This window comes from Pseudoroseomonas sp. WGS1072 (genome assembly GCF_049340465.1).
In the GTDB taxonomy this organism is placed as follows: domain Bacteria; phylum Pseudomonadota; class Alphaproteobacteria; order Acetobacterales; family Acetobacteraceae; genus Pseudoroseomonas.
The window spans coordinates 2,461,049-2,476,188 of the sequence record NZ_JBMPSU010000001.1 but is presented as its reverse complement, the minus strand read 5'-3'; the positions used below and the strand labels follow the sequence as shown (position 1 = coordinate 2,476,188).

Annotated in this window: 15 protein-coding genes and 1 tRNA gene; 7 read left to right on the top strand and 9 right to left on the bottom strand. The window is 73.4% G+C overall.

Translation table 11 applies throughout. From position 1 onward, the window contains the following. Positions 1-43 precede the first annotated feature (43 nt). A complete protein-coding gene (locus tag ACF3NH_RS11740; protein WP_198366417.1) occupies positions 44-574 on the top strand; it encodes a carboxymuconolactone decarboxylase family protein in 531 nt (176 codons plus the stop codon). A gap of 299 nt (positions 575-873) precedes the next feature. Here ACF3NH_RS11740 and ACF3NH_RS11735 read toward each other — a convergent pair whose 3' ends face one another. Continuing rightward, positions 874-1,752, bottom strand: a complete 879-nt coding sequence (locus ACF3NH_RS11735) for an N-formylglutamate amidohydrolase (RefSeq protein ID WP_198366415.1) — start codon at positions 1,750-1,752, stop codon at positions 874-876. Between the two features lie 157 nt (positions 1,753-1,909). On the opposite strand from ACF3NH_RS11735, the gene ACF3NH_RS11730 reads away from it, so the two are divergent. The 5 genes from ACF3NH_RS11730 to ACF3NH_RS11710 all read left to right on the top strand — a co-directional run bounded on the left by ACF3NH_RS11730 (position 1,910) and on the right by ACF3NH_RS11710 (position 5,934). Further along, positions 1,910-1,984 (top strand) — tRNA-Val (locus ACF3NH_RS11730). A gap of 252 nt (positions 1,985-2,236) precedes the next feature. Further along, positions 2,237-3,241, top strand: a complete 1,005-nt coding sequence (gene dctP, locus ACF3NH_RS11725) for a TRAP transporter substrate-binding protein DctP (protein WP_422922988.1) — start codon at positions 2,237-2,239, stop codon at positions 3,239-3,241. Continuing rightward, positions 3,238-3,828, top strand: a complete 591-nt coding sequence (locus tag ACF3NH_RS11720; protein ID WP_422922986.1) for a TRAP transporter small permease — start codon at positions 3,238-3,240, stop codon at positions 3,826-3,828. Before dctP ends, ACF3NH_RS11720 begins: the two co-directional genes overlap by 4 nt. Positions 3,829-3,853: 25 nt before the next feature. Beyond that, on the top strand, positions 3,854-5,140 hold the full coding sequence (locus ACF3NH_RS11715; RefSeq protein WP_198366412.1) for a TRAP transporter large permease: 1,287 nt from the start codon (positions 3,854-3,856) through the stop codon (positions 5,138-5,140). 158 nt (positions 5,141-5,298) lie between these two features. Further along, positions 5,299-5,934, top strand: coding sequence for an META domain-containing protein (locus ACF3NH_RS11710; protein ID WP_422922984.1), 636 nt, complete (start codon positions 5,299-5,301; stop codon positions 5,932-5,934). Positions 5,935-5,937: 3 nt separating this feature from the next. Here the strand turns inward: ACF3NH_RS11710 and hemA are convergent, their stop codons facing one another. After that, complete coding sequence (gene hemA / locus ACF3NH_RS11705) at positions 5,938-7,152, bottom strand: 5-aminolevulinate synthase (RefSeq protein WP_422922982.1); 1,215 nt, start codon at positions 7,150-7,152, stop codon at positions 5,938-5,940. Between the two features lie 62 nt (positions 7,153-7,214). After that, positions 7,215-8,108, bottom strand: a complete 894-nt coding sequence (locus tag ACF3NH_RS11700; RefSeq protein WP_422922980.1) for a Rossmann-fold NAD(P)-binding domain-containing protein — start codon at positions 8,106-8,108, stop codon at positions 7,215-7,217. A 117-nt stretch (positions 8,109-8,225) separates the two neighbouring features. On the opposite strand from ACF3NH_RS11700, the gene ACF3NH_RS11695 reads away from it, so the two are divergent. After that, entirely contained in the window at positions 8,226-9,164 is a 939-nt protein-coding gene (locus ACF3NH_RS11695) for a tetratricopeptide repeat protein (protein ID WP_422922978.1), read from the top strand. Here the strand turns inward: ACF3NH_RS11695 and ACF3NH_RS11690 are convergent. The 6 genes from ACF3NH_RS11690 to ACF3NH_RS11665 form a co-directional block, all read right to left on the bottom strand. Then, complete coding sequence (locus ACF3NH_RS11690) at positions 9,161-9,787, bottom strand: hypothetical protein (protein ID WP_422922976.1); 627 nt, start codon at positions 9,785-9,787, stop codon at positions 9,161-9,163. The genes ACF3NH_RS11695 and ACF3NH_RS11690 overlap by 4 nt on opposite strands. A gap of 99 nt (positions 9,788-9,886) precedes the next feature. Continuing rightward, positions 9,887-10,771, bottom strand: a complete 885-nt coding sequence (locus tag ACF3NH_RS11685) for an MBL fold metallo-hydrolase (RefSeq protein WP_422922974.1) — start codon at positions 10,769-10,771, stop codon at positions 9,887-9,889. Next, the gene (locus ACF3NH_RS11680; RefSeq protein ID WP_198366404.1) at positions 10,768-11,673 is read right to left on the bottom strand and encodes a DMT family transporter; all 906 of its coding nucleotides are present in this window, start codon (positions 11,671-11,673) and stop codon (positions 10,768-10,770) included. The genes ACF3NH_RS11685 and ACF3NH_RS11680 overlap by 4 nt, the downstream gene beginning before the upstream one ends. Then, the gene (locus tag ACF3NH_RS11675) at positions 11,673-12,638 is read right to left on the bottom strand and encodes a DMT family transporter (protein WP_422922971.1); all 966 of its coding nucleotides are present in this window, start codon (positions 12,636-12,638) and stop codon (positions 11,673-11,675) included. Before ACF3NH_RS11675 ends, ACF3NH_RS11680 begins: the two co-directional genes overlap by 1 nt. Beyond that, complete coding sequence (locus ACF3NH_RS11670; protein ID WP_422922969.1) at positions 12,631-13,467, bottom strand: HTD2 family dehydratase; 837 nt, start codon at positions 13,465-13,467, stop codon at positions 12,631-12,633. Before ACF3NH_RS11670 ends, ACF3NH_RS11675 begins: the two co-directional genes overlap by 8 nt. Next, complete coding sequence (locus ACF3NH_RS11665; protein WP_422922967.1) at positions 13,467-15,119, bottom strand: hypothetical protein; 1,653 nt, start codon at positions 15,117-15,119, stop codon at positions 13,467-13,469. The genes ACF3NH_RS11670 and ACF3NH_RS11665 overlap by 1 nt, the downstream gene beginning before the upstream one ends. Between the last annotated feature and the right edge of the window lie 21 nt (positions 15,120-15,140).

Sequence of the window (15,140 nt, the reverse complement as noted above, 5' to 3'; positions counted from 1 at the left end):
CCGCCTCTTCATCCGCCACCACCAGACCGGAGGAGCCCTTCGCATGTCTCTCGAAGCCCTGCGCGCCCGCCTGCCCGACTATGCCCGCGACCTCAAGCTCAACCTGGGCAGCCTGGCCACCGAGCCGGCGCTGACCGAGCAGCAACGGGCGGGCACCTTCGTGGCCAGCGCCCTCGCCAGCCGCAACCCCGAGGTGACGCGCGCCATCCTGGCCGAGTTCGGCCCCCGGCTCTCGCCCGAGGCGCTGACGGCGGCCAAGGCGGCGGCGGCGATCATGGGCATGAACAATGTCTACTACCGTTTCGTGCATCTGGTCGGCGGTGAGTACGGCACCATGCCGGCCAAGCTGCGGATGAACGTCATCGGCAAGCCCGGGGTGGAGAAGGTGGATTTCGAGCTGTGGTCGCTGGCGGTCTCGGCCGTGAACGGCTGCGGCATGTGCATGGAAAGCCATGAGAAGGTGGTGCTGCATGGCGGGCTGGGGCGCGAGGCGGTGCAGGCCGCGATCCGCATCGCCGCCGTGGTGCACGGCGTGGCCGCCGTGATCGATGGCGAGGACGCCCTCGCCGGCTGACACGCAAGCGTGACCATTGAGACCTGAACCGCCGGAAACCCCGCCTCGCGCGGGGTTTTCTGCCTGTGGAAGCGGCAGGATCCGGTCGCCATGCAGAAATTGCATGGGGGCCCGCTCAGCAGACAGGCATTTTTCGTGTTGCACCGCGAAAAATCACTTGCGTGCGAATGATCTCCGGCCTATCTTCCATCTCGCAGCAGCACAGTTCGCTGTGTTGTTGTCTTTCTTGGACGTTTCCTCCCTAAACTCGGCGGTGCTTCGGCACCGCCTTTTTTTTGCCCGCGCTTCCGCCAGGAGGCTCAGCGGCGCAGCACGCTCCAGTCCATCTCCGCCAGTGTGGCCAGCAGGGTGGTCAGGTCCCGTTGCAGCCGGGTCATGCCGGGCAGGCGCTCGATCGCCGTCTCGTCCATGTAGAGCGCACGGGCGATCTCGATCTGCAGCACATGCACCGCCTCGCGCGGGCGCCCGTAATGGCGGGTGACGTAGCCACCCGCATAGGGATCGTTGCGCCGCACGCGATAGCCCATCGACCAGAGCTGCTCCTCCACCCGCCGCACCGCGCGCGGCGCGCAGGCCGTGCCATGCGCGTCGCCCAGCACCATGTCCGGCGGGCTGTGGGTCTGCCCCGGATGCGCCGGCATGGAATGGCAGTCCAGCACCAGGCAGGCCCCGAAGGCCTCCTTGGTCTCGGCGATCAGCTGGCCAAGCGCGGCGTGATAGGGCTGCCAGCAGCGCCGTATCCGCTCCTCCGCCTCGCGGAAGGGCAGCCGCCGGCGGTAGACCGGCTCGCCGCTGGCGACGATGCGCGCGATGGTGCCGAGGCCCGCGCCGACCCGGGGGCTGGCGCTGTTCACCCAGGCCGGCAGCGGCCCGTCGAACATGGAGGGGTCAAGCTCCCAGGGCTCGCGGTTGGCGTCGCAGTAGACGCGGGGAAAGGTGGCGGCCAGCAGCGGAATGCCCTGCGCCGGCGCGGCGGCGAAAAGCTCGTCGACGAAACTGTCCTCCGAGCGCCGGACCGACAAGGCATCCAGCCTCGATTCGGCCAGGAAGGCGGCGGGGTAGTCGCGCCCGGAATGGGGCGAGGCAACGACCAGCGGCACGCGCTGCCTCGGAGGGCGCGAGAGGTGGTAGGCGTCGCCGGGACTTTCGTCAGCGACTATCGGCAGAGGCAGGTCCATGATCCGGCAGGATCAAGCCATAGCCGGAAGGCGCTGTCACGAGTCGCCATGCGGCCGACCTTGGGTGGGGGTTGGGGGCTCGATGATTCACCGCCGTCGCGCAGGATCCCCCTTGCCCCGCCCGCGCCGCCGGGATAAAGACCCGCCCCGACCGGATGGGCGCGTAGCTCAGCGGGAGAGCGTCCCCCTGACACGGGGAAGGTCACAGGTTCAATCCCTGTCGCGCCCACCATCCGGACCTCCCTCTTTTCTCGACATCGCCCCCGCCCAGCCCCGGCGGGGTTTTTGCCGTGCGTCGCGCGTTCACCTCCGTGACGCGCCCCGCTGCCGCAAGTTGCGTCGTGGACGGAGGATTTGAAACAAACATGCCAGGGTAGCGGCATCCGCTTGCCGGAAGCTGTTGACCCCCGGACGGTCCGGCAGCAAAGAGCAGCCGCGCCCGGCAGCAGCCGGTGCCGAAGCAACCGGGAACGGGGAAACGCCCATGCAACGCCGCAACCTGCTTCTGGCCGCCTCCGGCCTGGCTCTGCCCTTGGCCCAGCCCCGCCTGACGTGCGCCCAGGGCGCCGCGGTCACCATGCGGCTCTCGCACCAGTATCCGCCGAGCCATCAGAACGCCCGCATCATCGCGAGCTTCGCCGAGCGGGTGAAGGAGCGGAGCCAGGGCGCGATCGATGTGCAGGTCTTCCCGGCCGAGCAGCTCGCCAAGGCGGGCGAGAACTTCCCGGGCGTCGCGCGCGGCGCCTTCGAGGCGGCGGCGGCGGTGAACTTCCAGTGGGGCAACACGCTCCCGGAGATGAACGCGCCCACCCTGCCCTATCTCTTCACCGATCTGGAGAAGATCAAGGCCTTTCCCGGCTCGGAGGCGGCGAGGTTCCTGGAGGGGCTGCTGCAGAAGCGCGCGGTGCGCAACCTGATGTGGCTCTACACCACCCGCCAGGCGATCTTCACCAGCAATGCCAAGCCGATCGTCACCCCGCAGGATTTCAAGGGGCTGAAGATCCGCGGCCTCAACGCGCTGACCGACCATGCCCTGACCGCCGTGGGCGCCGCGCCCTCCTCCATGCCGGGGCCGGAGGTGCCGCAGGCCCTGCAGTCCGGCGTGCTGGATGCCGGGCTCACCGACGTCTCCGCCGCCGTCTCGCGCCGCTTCTACGAGTTCCAGAAGTTCGGCACCGTGACGCCGTGGTTCTGCGTCTTCACCCATGTCTACGTGAACCCGCGCTGGTTCGACGGGCTGAGGCCCGAGCACCGCGCCATCATCGAGGCGGCGGCTGGCGAGGCCGAGCAGGCGCAGATCCCGCTGACCGAGGAGGTTGCCACCAAGGCGGTGCAGGAGCTGCGCGAGCGCGGCATGACGCTGCACATGCAGGGCGAGGCGGAGCGCGCCGCCTGGAGCGCCGCCATGCAGAAGCCGGTGATCGACGCCTTCCTGAAGCTGGCGCCGGAGAACGGCCAGCGCGCCATCGACCTGCTGCGCGCGCTGTGAACCGGCCGCCGAACGACCCCACGGGCAGGGCGGGGGGCGGCGCGGCGGGAGCGATCGAAGGCTTCGCCCGCCTGCTCTCGCGCCTGGGCGCCGCCCTGGGCGGCTGCGCCACCCTCTGCTGCCTGGTGCTGGTCACCTGGTCGGTGGTGGCGCGCTATGTCTTCGGCCAGCCGCAGCCCTGGATCGACAAGACCGCCGGCTGGCTGGTGGTGGCGCTGGTGCTGCTGGCGGCGCCCGAGGCGCAGCGCCGCTTCGAGCATATCGGCGTCGATGTGCTGACCGGGCGGCTGCGCGGACGCTGGGCGCGCGGGGCGCAGGTCGTCAGCACGGCCTCGGTCGCGCTGGTCGCCGGCATCCTGTTGCAGTCCGGGCTGGAGATGGTCGCCTTCAGCCGCATGATCGGCATCATGACCGAGATCGATGGCGTGCCGGTGTGGTGGGTGCAGGCGCTGCTGCCGGCCGGCGCGGCGTTGCTGCTGCTGGTGTCGCTGGTGCAATGCGCCCTGCTGCTGCTCGGCCGGGAGCCCGAATACCTCCCCGACGGTCATGACGAGCTGCCGCGCGACACCCTCGCGCGCGGCGAGTGACACCAGCGCGGAAGACGACGCACCGATGACCTTCCTGGCCCTGCTCGCGGCGCTCTTCGTGCTGCTCTACCTCGGCGTCCCGATGTTCGTGGCGCTGTTCCTGCTGCCGCTTGGCGTGCTGCTCTGGGTCGAGGGCGGCGTGCCGGCCCTGGGCGAGCTGGTGATGGGCCAGCTCGACGGCTATCTGCTGGTCGCCATTCCGCTCTTCATGCTGATGGCGCATGTCATGGTGCGCGGCCGGGTGGTGGATGACCTCTACGCCGCCGCCTTCCGCCTGCTGCGCGGCGTGCGCGGCGGCGTCGGCATCGCGACGGTCGCGGCCTGCACCATCTTCGCGGCCATCTCCGGCTCCTCCGTCGCCACCGCGCTCACCGTGGGCAAGATCGCCATCCCGCAGATGCTGCGCTACGGCATGAGCCGGCGCGGCGCCTTCGGCGTGGTGGCGGGCGGCGGCACGCTCGGCATCCTGATCCCGCCCTCGGCGCCCATGGTGCTCTACGCCTATGTCACCGAGACGAGCGTCGGCGCGCTGTTCCTGGCCGGCGTCGTTCCCGGCGTGATGATGGCATCGTTCTTCGCGCTCTACTGCTTCCTCACCGAAGGAAAGGCGGTGGCGCCGCCCGAGGCCGAAATCGGCGGCACCTCGCCGGAGAGCTTCTCCCTCGCCCGCGCCGGATGGAGCCTGTCGCTGCCGCTCTTCGTGCTGGGCGGCATCTACATGGGCGTCTTCACCGCCACCGAGGCGGCCGGCACCGGCTCGCTCTACGCCATCCTGATCGCGGCGCTGATCTATCGCAGCCTGACCTGGCGCGACCTGCTGGACGGCGTGCAGGAGGCGACGCGCACCAGCGCCATGCTGCTGATGATCATCGCCGGCGCCGCCATCTACGGTTACATGCTGACCAAGCTGCGCGTGCCGCAGGAGCTCACCATGCTGGTCACCGAATGGGGCCTGTCGCGCACCGGCTTCCTGGTCGCCATGATGGTGCTGCTCTTTCTGCTCGGCCTGGTGCTGGAGAGCTTCTCGATCATCCTGCTGACCATGCCGGCGATCCTGCCGCTGCTGGCGCAGCTCGACATCGACAAGGTCTGGTACGGCATCCTGCTGACACTGAGCCTGGAGATGGCGCTGATCTCGCCGCCCGTGGCGATGAACCTCGTCGTCATCAAGGCGATCACCGGCGCGCCGCTGGCCGAGGTCAACCGCTCCATCATCCCCTACATGCTGATGCTGGCCTTCGGCACCGGGCTGATCATCGCCTTCCCCGACATCGCCCTCTGGCTGCCGCGCCTCGCGGGCTACGGAGTCTGAGGGATCGGGGCGCGCGGGCCGGGCTTGCCCGCGGTCCGCACCGGGGGCAGGGTCGCGCCATGCGAGACCGCCCGCGCCTCCCGCTTCTCCCCTTGCTTCTCCCGTTGCTTCTCCCCCTGGCCGCCTGTGCCGCTTCGGCCCCCGCTTCGGGCCCGGCCATGCCGGCCACCGCGGAGCCCGTCCGCGCCAGCGGCAACGAGCCGTTCTGGAGCCTGCGCATCGGCGCGGGGCAGATGCGCCTGAGTCGCCCCGGCCTGCCCGACCGCACCGCCCCCGCGCCCGCCACCGAGAACCCGCCGGAGGGCCGCCGCTACGAGGCCGCCGGCCTCGCCCTCACGCTGCGGCCCGGCCCCTGCGAGGACAGCATGAGCGGCGCCCGCTTCGCTGAACGGGCCGTGCTGAAGATCGACGGGGAACGGCTGGAAGGCTGCGGCGGCGAAGAACTGCCGCCCGGGCGGCTGGAGGACACCCGCTGGGTGGTGACGCGGATCGCCGGCCGGCCGGTCGCGGCGGAGCAGCCGCCCACGCTGGAGATCGACGAGAAGGGTCACATCGCCGGCTTCGACGGCTGCAACCGCTATGCCGGCGGGCTGCGGCTCGCGCCCGATGGCGGCATCCGGCGCGACGGCCACCAGGGCATCGGCACGCTGATGGCCTGCCGTCCGGCGGTGGAGGAGATCAGCCGGGCCTTCCAGGCGGCGCGCGACGGGGCCACGCAGTGGCGCTTCGCGGGGAGCGAGTTGCAGCTGCTGGCGCGGGGCGCCGAGAGCCTGCGCCTGCGCCGGCTCTACTGACGCTCAGGCCGCCTGGGCCGCCGGCAGCACGGCGCCCAGCGCCCGCACCAGGGCCGCGATCATCGCGTCGTCATGATGCGGCGTGGCGCAGAGGCGCAGCCGCTCGGTGCCGCGTGGCACGGTGGGATAGTTGATCGGCGTGACGTAGAGGCCGAATTCCTCCAGCAGCCGGCGCGCCACGGCGCGGCAGCGCCCGGCGCCGGGCACCGGGACCGGCACAATATGGCTGGCGCTGTCGAGCCGCGGCAGCCCGGCCGCGTCCAGCGCCGCCTTCAACGCCACGGCGCGCTCGGCCAGCCGGCGGCGGAGCGCTGCATCGCCCTGGATGTGGCGGATGCTGGCGATCGCCGCCGCCGCCGTCGCCGGCGGCATGGAGGTGGTGAAGATCAGCCCGCCGGCGGTGGAGCGGATATAGTCCACCAGACTGGCCTCGCCGGTGACATAGCCGCCGACCACGCCGATGCCCTTGGCCAGCGTGCCCTGGATGATGTCGATCCGCGACGCGGCGCCGTCGCGTTCGGCGATGCCGGCCCCGGTCGGGCCATAGAGGCCGACGGCATGCACCTCGTCGAGATAGGTGAGCGCGCCGTAGCGCTCCGCCAGGTCGCAGATGGCATGCAGCGGGGCGACGTCGCCTTCCATCGAATAGACGCTCTCGAAGGCGATGACCTTAGGCGCCGCCGGGTCGGCGGCGGCGAGCAGGCTCTCCAGATGGCCGAGGTCGTTGTGGCGCCAGATGTGGCGCCGCGCCGGGCTGCGCCGCATGCCGTCGATCATCGAGGCATGGTTCATCGCGTCCGAGAAGACCTCCATCCCCGGCAGGGCGGCGAGCAGGGCCGAGAGGGCGGCCTGGTTGGCGGTGTAGCCGCTGCCGAAGATCAGCCCGGCCGCCTTGCCGTTCCAGGCGGCGAGCAGCGCCTCCAGTTCGGCATGCAGCGGCGAGGTGCCGGAGATGTTGCGCGTGCCGCCGGCGCCGACGCCCATCCGCGCCACCGCCCCGGCCGCCGCCGCCAGCACCGCCGGATGCGTGCCCATGCCGAGATAGTCGTTGGCGGACCAGACGGTGATCTCCCGCGCGCCGCCCGCCCTGTGCCAGCGATAGACCGGGAAGCGGCCGGCGATCTTCTCCAGCGGAGCGAAGTCCCGGTAGCGCCCCTCGGCGCGCAGGGTGTCGAGATGGCCGGCGCAATGCGCCAACAAGGTCTGCCGCGTGTCCATCGCGGCGGAATAAGGCAGGGGCCGGCGCTTTGCACGCGCTTTGCGCGCGGCCCGGGACCGCCTCAGCCGCCGCCCTCGTTCCCCGCCGCGCCCCTCTCCGCGGCCAGGATCGCCGCCAGCCCCTCGCGATAGGTCGGGTGGCGCCAGCGCAGGCCGAGCATCGCCTGGGTGGCACCGCTGGCGACGCGCCGGTTCTCCGCCCAGAAGCTGCGGCCCATCGGCGACATGGCGGCCAGCGCCTGCTCCAGCGGCACCAGGGGCGGCGGCGGCAGGCCGAGCAGCCGGGCGGCCTCCTCCATGACCTCGGCGCCGGTGGAGGGCAGGTCGTCGGCCAGATGCAGCACGCGCGGCATCTCCGGGGCGGCCGGGCGGAGGGCGGCGGCAAGGACGGCGGCGGCGATGTCGTCGCGGTGGATGCGGGAGAAGCGGTGCCGTGGCGCGTCCACCCGCCGCGCCCGGCCGGCGCGCAGCTCGTCGAGGGCGCTGCGACCGGGGCCGTAGATCCCGCCCGTGCGGAAGAGGTCCAGCGCCACGCCGCGCCCGGCGAGCGCCGCCGCCCAATCCTGTTCGGCCCGAAGGCGGCGACGGCCCCGCTCCTGCCCGGGCGCGGGTGGCGTGGCCTCCTCCACCCAGCCGCCGTCGCGGTCGCCATAGACGCCCGTGGTCGAGAGATAGCCGACCCAGCGCAGGCCCGCCGCCCGCGCGAGCGCGGCGCGATGCGCCTCCAGCACCGGATCGCCCGCCTCGCCCGGCGCGGCGGTGATGACCAGGTGGCTGGCCGCGGCGATGGCCTCGCCCGCCGCCGCGAAGGGCAGGAGGGCGACGCCGGGCGGCGCCTCCTCCGGGCCGGGCGCGCGCCGCGTGCCGGCGACCTCGAAGCCCGCCCGCCGCGCCGCGCGCGCGATCGCGGCCCCGGCATAGCCCAGGCCCAGGATGACCATCCGCCGCTCGCCCATCACCTTTCCCGCCCCCTCCTGTTTCCGGCCGCCTGCGTCCTGACACCGGCATGCCGCCCTGGCCAGCGCCGATCGGATGATCCCATCCGGCCGGAGTTTGCTCTAGACTGCCGGCCGATGCGCCTTCCTCTCCGCCCCACCCTCGCCGCCGCCTGCGCCACGCTGCTGCTGGCCGCCTTCGCCGCCGCGAGCCTGCCGCACCGGGATTCCGTCGCCGCCGAGCGGCGCGCCGCTCCCGGGGCCGCGCTGCCGTTGCCGTTGCCGCCAGAGGCTCCTCCCGGGGCTCCCCCCTCCGCGACTCCCCCTTCCCCCGCTCCTTCCCCGGGCGCGGTCCCCGCGGCGCCCTCTCCCGAGGCCGAGGGGCCGCGCCTGGCCGAGGGGCCGGATTACGACGCCTGCCTGGCCCGCCTCCGCACCGATCCGGAAGGCGCGCTGGCCCGCGCCAGCCGCTGGGAGGAGGAGGGCGGCGGCGAGGCCGCCCGCCACTGCCTGGCGCTCGGCCTGCTGGCCCTGGGCGAGCCAGAGCGCGCCGCGCCGCGCCTGGAGCGGCTGGCCGCCGGCTCCGGCGCCCCGGCCGCCGTCCGCGCCGCCGTCTATGCCCAGGCGGCGCAGGCCTGGATGCTGGCGGGCGACGTGAACCGCGCCTATGGCGCCAGCACCCTGGCCCTCAGCCTCTCGCCCGAGGACGCGGCCCTGCTGGTCGATCGCGCCGTCGCCGCCGGCATGCTCGGCCGCTACGGCGAGGCGTTGCAGGATCTCGACCACGCGATCCGCCGCGATGGCGGCCGCGCCGATGCCTGGGTGTTCCGCGCCGCGGCGCTGCGCCAGCTCGACCGCGCGGCCGAGGCGCTGACCGCCGTGCAGACGGCGCTGAAGCTCGACCCCGACAATCCCGAGGGCCTGCTGGAACGCGGCATCCTGTCGCAGCTCAAGGGCGATACCGCCGGGGCGCGGCGGGACTGGCAGCGCGTCATCGCCGTGGCGCCCACCAGCGCGGCCGCCGAGCTGGCGCAGCAGAACCTCGCGCTCAACGAGGCGGGGCCGCGCCGGCGCTAGGGCAGGCGCAGGTCCGGCCGCGTGCAGAGGTCGAGGCCCCGCCGTTCCATCGGCATGCCATCGAAGAAGACCACCTTCACGTCATAGCCGCATTCCCCGGGCGGCAGGGCGAGGCGGAACTGCGCGCCCGGCGGCAGCGGGCTGACCGTCAGGCGGTTCATCCCCCAGTCCGGCTGGCCGGAGGGCGAGACGAAGACCTGGGAGACCGGCCGGCGCTCCTCGTTGCGCAGGAAGAGATAGGGCGCGCGCCGCGCCGCCGCGTCGGCGCCGCCGAGCCGCACCAGATGCCGGGCGCAGGTGTCGAGGCCGCGCAGATCCTGCACGGCGCCGCCGACATAGACCACCCGCACATCCTGCCGGCAGCCGCCGGCGGGATCGAGGCGGATCAGCCGGCGCCCGCCCGGCGGCACCGGCTCGGCCAGCCGGTCATGGCCCCAGTCGCGGATCACCGGCGGATTGGCGAAGAGATGCTCCACCGGGCGGTCGGTGTCGTTGACCACCGTGAAGGACGGGTCGGCCCCGGCGGGCCGGCGCTGCGCCGCCGCCGGGGCGGCGAGCGCGGCGGCGAGGATCGGGGCCATCAGGGCCAGGGTAAAGGCCGGGGCGAGGGCGCGGCGGGACATGCTGCGGTCTCCAGGCTGGTGGGGTTCTGTCCGCCGCGCCGGTGGCGGGACGGCAGAACAGCAATGGGCGCGGGCCGGGCGGGTTGCAACCGGCCCGGCTCACACCGCCGCCCAGGTCTCGCCGGCCTCGCGCACCAGCTCCTCCGCCCGCAGCTTCAGCAGATGCGCCAGCAGGCTGCGCCCGGCGGCCGCGACCAGCCGCGGGTCGATCGGACTGTAGAGCCGCTCCACCAGCGCCGGCACCGTCGCCGGCCCGCTCTCCCGCAGCGCCGCCAGCAGCGCCGCCTCGCGCGCGCCGCGGTGCGCCAGCAGGGCGCGGGCGAAGCGGATGGGCTCGGCCAGCGGCGCGCCATGGCCGGGCAGGTAGAGACTGTCGCCACGGGCGATCAGCCGCTCCAGCGCCGCCATGTAGGCCGCCATCTCGCCATCCGGCGGGCTGACCACGCTGGTCGACCAGCTCATCACATGATCCGCCGAGAAGAGCACGCCCGTGCCCTCGAGCGCGAAGCAGAGATGGTTGGCGCAATGGCCGGGGGTGTGGAGCGCCGTCAGCCGCCAGCCCTCGCCCTCCACCGCCTCGCCATCGGCCAGGCGGCGGTCGGGGCGGAAGTCATGGTCGCCGCCCTCCCCGCCCGCGCCCGGCGGCGTCATGTGCGGGCCGAAGCCGAGGCACGGCGCGCCGGTCGCGGCCCGCAGGGCGGCGGCGCCCGGGGAGTGGTCGCGATGCGTGTGGCTGACCAGGATATGGCTCACCGTCTCGCCGCCGAGCGCCGCCAGGATCGCCGCGCGGTGCGCCGCGTCCTCGGGCCCCGGATCCAGCACCGCCACCCGCCCCTCGCCGATCAGGTAGGTGTTGGTGCCGAGGAAGGTGAAGGGGCCGGGATTGCCGCAGCGCAGCCGGCGCAGCCGCACGCCGCCCGGCCGGCCGAGGTCCTCCACCACGCCGGTGGGAAGGGGGTCATCCTTGATGAAGGGGATGCTCACGCGCGCCTCCTGCGCAGTTCGCGGTGGAGGATATAGAGCCCGGCGGCGACGATCAGCCCCGCGCCGGCCAGCATCGGCAGGGTCGGGACCTCGCCCCAGGCGATCCAGCCGAGCAGGATCGCCCAGACCAGGGCAGTGTAGGAATAGGGGCCGAGGGAGGAGACCTGGGCGCTGGCATAGGCCTCGGTCAGCAGCACCTGCGCCAGCCCGCCCAGCAGGCCGATGCCGAGCAGCAGCGGCAGGTCGGCGGGCGAGGGCGTCACCCAGACGAAGGGCAGCAGCACCGCGCTCATCGCCGTCATCAGGATGGACTGCCAGAGCACGATGGTGGCGCTGGCCTCGGTGCCCGAGAGCTGCCGCACCAGCATGGTGGTCAGGCCGGAGAAGAGGCCATGCACCGAGGCGGCGGCGAAGCCGGCCCAGAGCAGCCAGGGCGCGGCGCCCGCCGGCACCGGCCGCTCGCCACCGAAGGCCCCCTGGCCGATGGCGATCACCAGGATGCCGAGGAAGCCCGCGATCACCGCGCCCCAGCGGTGGATGCCCGGCCGCTCGCCCAGGAAGGGGATGGACAGGATGGTGACGAAGAGCGGCGTCGAATAGGTCAGCGCCGTCTGCTCGGCCAGCGGCAGCACGGTGAGCGCGAAGAAGGAGCAGCCCATCGCCAGCATGCCGGTGACGGCGCGCGCGACATGGCCGCCGAGCCGCCGGGTCCTGAGCGTCACCTTGCGGCGCAGGCCGATGGCCAGCACCACCGGCAGGGCCAGGGCGTTGCGGAAGAACATCAGCTCGGGGAAGGGAATGCGGTCGCCCAGCGCCTTCACCAGGGCGCCCATCAGGGTGAAGAGCGCGGTGGCGCCGAGCATCATCAGCGCCCCGCGCCGCACGTCATGGCGCATCACCATCAGCCGCCCCCCGCGAGGGGCATCCCGCGCGCCAGCGCCTGGCGCTTGTCGCGCGCCCGCATCCGCTCCCGGTGCAGGTTGTAGAGCCCGGCGGCGATGACGATGCCGGCACCGGCGAGCGTCGCGCCGGCCGGGAACTCACCCCAGATGGCCAGGCCGAGCAGCAGCCCCCAGACCAGGGTGGAATACTCGAAGGGCGCGAGCGCCGAGACCGGCGCCAGGGCGAAGGCGCGGGCGAAGAGGAAATGCGCCACGCCATTGGCGCAGCCGAGCAGCGCCACCACCGCCATGGTGGCCGAGTCGGGGAACAGGACGGGCGGCGGGAACAGGGGCAGCAGCAGCAGGCCCACGGGCACATGCGCCAGCAGCAGCCAGAAGGCGATGGTGGCCGGCGTGTCGCTGCGCGAGAGCAGCCGCGTCCAGATCCGCGTCAGCGCCATCAGGCCGACGCCGCAGAGCAGCATCCCGGCCTCCCAGCGCCAGAGCGCGCCACCGGGCTGCAGCATCACCAGCACGCCGCCGAAACCCGCCAGGGTGCTGAGCCAGCGCCGCCAGCCCACCTGCTCGCCAAGCAGCGGAATCGCCAGCAGCGTCATCAGCAGGGGCGCCGCCGAGGCCACGGCATAGGTGTCGGCGAGCGGCAGGGCGGAGGCCCAGGCAACGTAGTAGGCGACGGTGACGACGCAGTGCAGCAGGCTGCGCCCGGCGATCAGCCGGAGATTGACCGGCCGCAGCGAGGCGCCGCGCGCCAGCGCGGCGATGGCCAGCGCGCCGAACAGGCCGCGCCAGATCATCGCCGCCGCCGGCCCGAGTTGCGGCATCGCCCATTTCATCGCCGCGTCCGCGCAGGCGATGACCGCGTAGCCGGCGGCGACGAAGCCGATGCCCCGCACTGTCTCGTCCAGCAGCGCGGCCCTGGCGGCCGGCCGGGGCGGCACCCCGGCCAGCGGTTTTCGATCAGACAAGCTCGGCCTCGGCGACCTGGCAGGTGGCGCCGCTGTCGTCCCGCGTCTCCAGGCGGATGCGGCCAGCCTCCTGACCGCCCTCCCATTGGCCCAGCAGCGTCAGGGCATGGCCGCCGATCGCCGGGCGCTGGCCACGATAGGTGAAGCGGGCGAGGCGCCGTCCCTCCCCCGCCATGTCGAGCGCGTGCTGCGCCAGCCAGGTGGCCTGCAGGGGGCCGTGCACCACCAGGCCGGGATAGCCCTCGACCGTGGTCACGTAGGGGAAGTCGTAGTGGATGCGGTGGCCATTGCCGGTCAGCGCCGAATAGCGGAACAGCAGCACGCTGTCCGGCATCACCGCCGCACGGCTGGCCTCCGGCCAGTCCGGCGCCGGATCGGCCGCCTTGATCGCGGCCCCGCCGGCGCCGCGATAGACGATGTCCTGCTCCTCCTCCAGCACCGGGCCGCGCGGGCCGGTCAGCGTGTGGCGGACGGTGACGAAGACCAGCTCGCCGCTGCCGCCGGTCTTGCCGCTGACCTTCAGGATCGTGCTGGTGCGCTCCACCGCGTCGCCGCCGCGCAGCTCACCCTGGAAGGTGACGCGGCCACCGGCCCACATCCGCCGCTCCAGGTGGTGCACCGGCGGCAGGAAGCCGCCGCGCTTCGGATGGCCGTCCGGCCCCAGCCCCTCGGCCGGCTTCCAGTCCTGGAACAGCATCCAGTGCCAGAGCGGCGGCAGCCCGCCGGCCGGCACGGGGCGGGACAGCGTGGCGGCCAGCCCCTCGACGAGGCGCTCATCCACCCGGTCCCGCCGTGTCTCGCTGCGGCCGACATAATCCTGATACGGCATCAGTTCCTCCCCTCGGCCCTGCCCCGGGCCTCCCACTGGTACAGGCGGTATCCGTCGATCTCGTGCCGCAGCCTGTAGCCTGCCCAGGCCTCGGCAAAGAGCGGATGACGGCTGAAATAGGCGATGAAGTCAAAATCCCCGCCGCACCAGGGAATGCCGGCATGGCGCGCGACCAGGACCGCCGCCGGGCGCTCCCGCGCCAGGCGCTCCCGCGCCAGGCGCTCCGCCACGGTGTCGAAGAGGGCCCGCTCGGCCGGTCCCATCGCCGCCGGCGCGTGATAGCGCGCGGCCGGGTCGGGGCCGTCCTGGGGGCAGTCCTGGTAGACCGCCTGCAGCAGCCAGGTGCTCATGTAGGGCAGCAGCAGCCGCGAGCCGGCATAGACCACCGCCGGATAGACCGTGGGAATGTCCGGCGAGAGCACCAGCAGGGGCCGGCCCGGCGCCTCCCGCTCCAGCCAGGCGGCGATGCGGGCGCCGGCGCTGCCGGGATAGGCCAGTTGCACCCAGGGCGATTCGCCGCCGCGCAGGGTGAAGAGGCCGAAGCCGAAGGCCACCAGGACGGCCAGCCAGGGTGCCGCGCCGGCGGCCCGCGGCGGAGCGAGCGCGCGGTCCGCCAACCGCCCGGACAGGGCCCCCGCGGCCAGCCCGCCCCAGATCCAGACCGGCACGAGGTGGTAGCTCCACCCCTTGTGCTGGACCAGCGCCGCGGCCAGCCCCCCCAGCATGGCGGCAACGGCGAGGCGCGGCAGCCAGCCCGCGCCACGCGGCGCCAGTCCGACCAGCACGGCGAGGCCGAGGGTCGTGGCGATGCCGCTGCCCAGCACCTCGGTCAGCGCCACGCGCCACCAGGGCACGCCGCCGAGCCCGACATACCAGTCCCAGACCAGCGGCACGACATGGCCGAAATAGCCGGGGAAGAAGGCCGGGATGGCGGCGAGGTAGAGCGCCCAGAGCGCCGCCATGGCCCAGGGGAAGGGGTCGCGCAGTGCCGCCCGGCCCCGCGCCAGCAGGACCAGCGCCTCCACCAGCGCCGGGGCGGCCAGGAAATGCGGCTTCAGCGCGAAGCCGGCGGCGGCCAGCAGCAGCGTGGCGAGCCAGGCGCCGGGCGGGGTCCGCAATCCCAGGATGCGCCGCTCGGCCAGCAGCAGGTAAGGCAGCGCGGCCACCGCCATGAGCTGTTCGCGCTGGCCGAAATCATAGCCGGCACAGACCAGCAGCAGCGGCAGCAGCGCCGTCATCACGGCCCGCTCCACCGGACCTTCTCCGCGCCCCCGGCGCAGCCCGGCGCAGAGCCACAGCACGCCGCCGCAGAGCGCCAGCAGACAGAGCAGCAACGCCTGGCCGGCCTCCAGCGGCAGCCAGCCGGCGAGCCAGGCCGCGGGCTGGTTCAGCAGGAAGATCAGCGGCGGGTTGACGTCGATCAGGTCGCGATACAGCGCCTCTCCCGCCCGCATGCGGAGGGCGAAGTCGAGCACCGCCGCCACATCATGGTTGAGCGGCGGCGCCAGGACCATGGACAGGAAGGCGGCGGCCGGCAGCAGCGCCAGCGCGGCGAGCAGGCGGCGCCGCCCGGCCGGCGGCGCGCCGGCCCGTCGGGAGGCGGGGCCGGGTCCGGGCCTCCGGTCGGCGGGGGAACTGGGGTTCGGCGTCATCGCGGGTGGCGGGCATCCTTC

Coding starts and splice junctions, on each gene's coding strand:
- ACF3NH_RS11740 (WP_198366417.1), top strand. CDS start 44: ATGTCTCTCGAAGCCCTGCGCGCCCGCCTGCCCGACTATGCCCGCGAC.
- ACF3NH_RS11735 (WP_198366415.1), bottom strand. CDS start 1,752: ATGGACCTGCCTCTGCCGATAGTCGCTGACGAAAGTCCCGGCGACGCC.
- dctP (WP_422922988.1), top strand. CDS start 2,237: ATGCAACGCCGCAACCTGCTTCTGGCCGCCTCCGGCCTGGCTCTGCCC.
- ACF3NH_RS11715 (WP_198366412.1), top strand. CDS start 3,854: ATGACCTTCCTGGCCCTGCTCGCGGCGCTCTTCGTGCTGCTCTACCTC.
- ACF3NH_RS11710 (WP_422922984.1), top strand. CDS start 5,299: ATGCCGGCCACCGCGGAGCCCGTCCGCGCCAGCGGCAACGAGCCGTTC.
- hemA (WP_422922982.1), bottom strand. CDS start 7,152: ATGGACACGCGGCAGACCTTGTTGGCGCATTGCGCCGGCCATCTCGAC.
- ACF3NH_RS11700 (WP_422922980.1), bottom strand. CDS start 8,108: ATGGGCGAGCGGCGGATGGTCATCCTGGGCCTGGGCTATGCCGGGGCC.
- ACF3NH_RS11695 (WP_422922978.1), top strand. CDS start 8,226: ATGCGCCTTCCTCTCCGCCCCACCCTCGCCGCCGCCTGCGCCACGCTG.
- ACF3NH_RS11690 (WP_422922976.1), bottom strand. CDS start 9,787: ATGTCCCGCCGCGCCCTCGCCCCGGCCTTTACCCTGGCCCTGATGGCC.
- ACF3NH_RS11680 (WP_198366404.1), bottom strand. CDS start 11,673: ATGGTGATGCGCCATGACGTGCGGCGCGGGGCGCTGATGATGCTCGGC.
- ACF3NH_RS11670 (WP_422922969.1), bottom strand. CDS start 13,467: ATGCCGTATCAGGATTATGTCGGCCGCAGCGAGACACGGCGGGACCGG.
- ACF3NH_RS11665 (WP_422922967.1), bottom strand. CDS start 15,119: ATGACGCCGAACCCCAGTTCCCCCGCCGACCGGAGGCCCGGACCCGGC.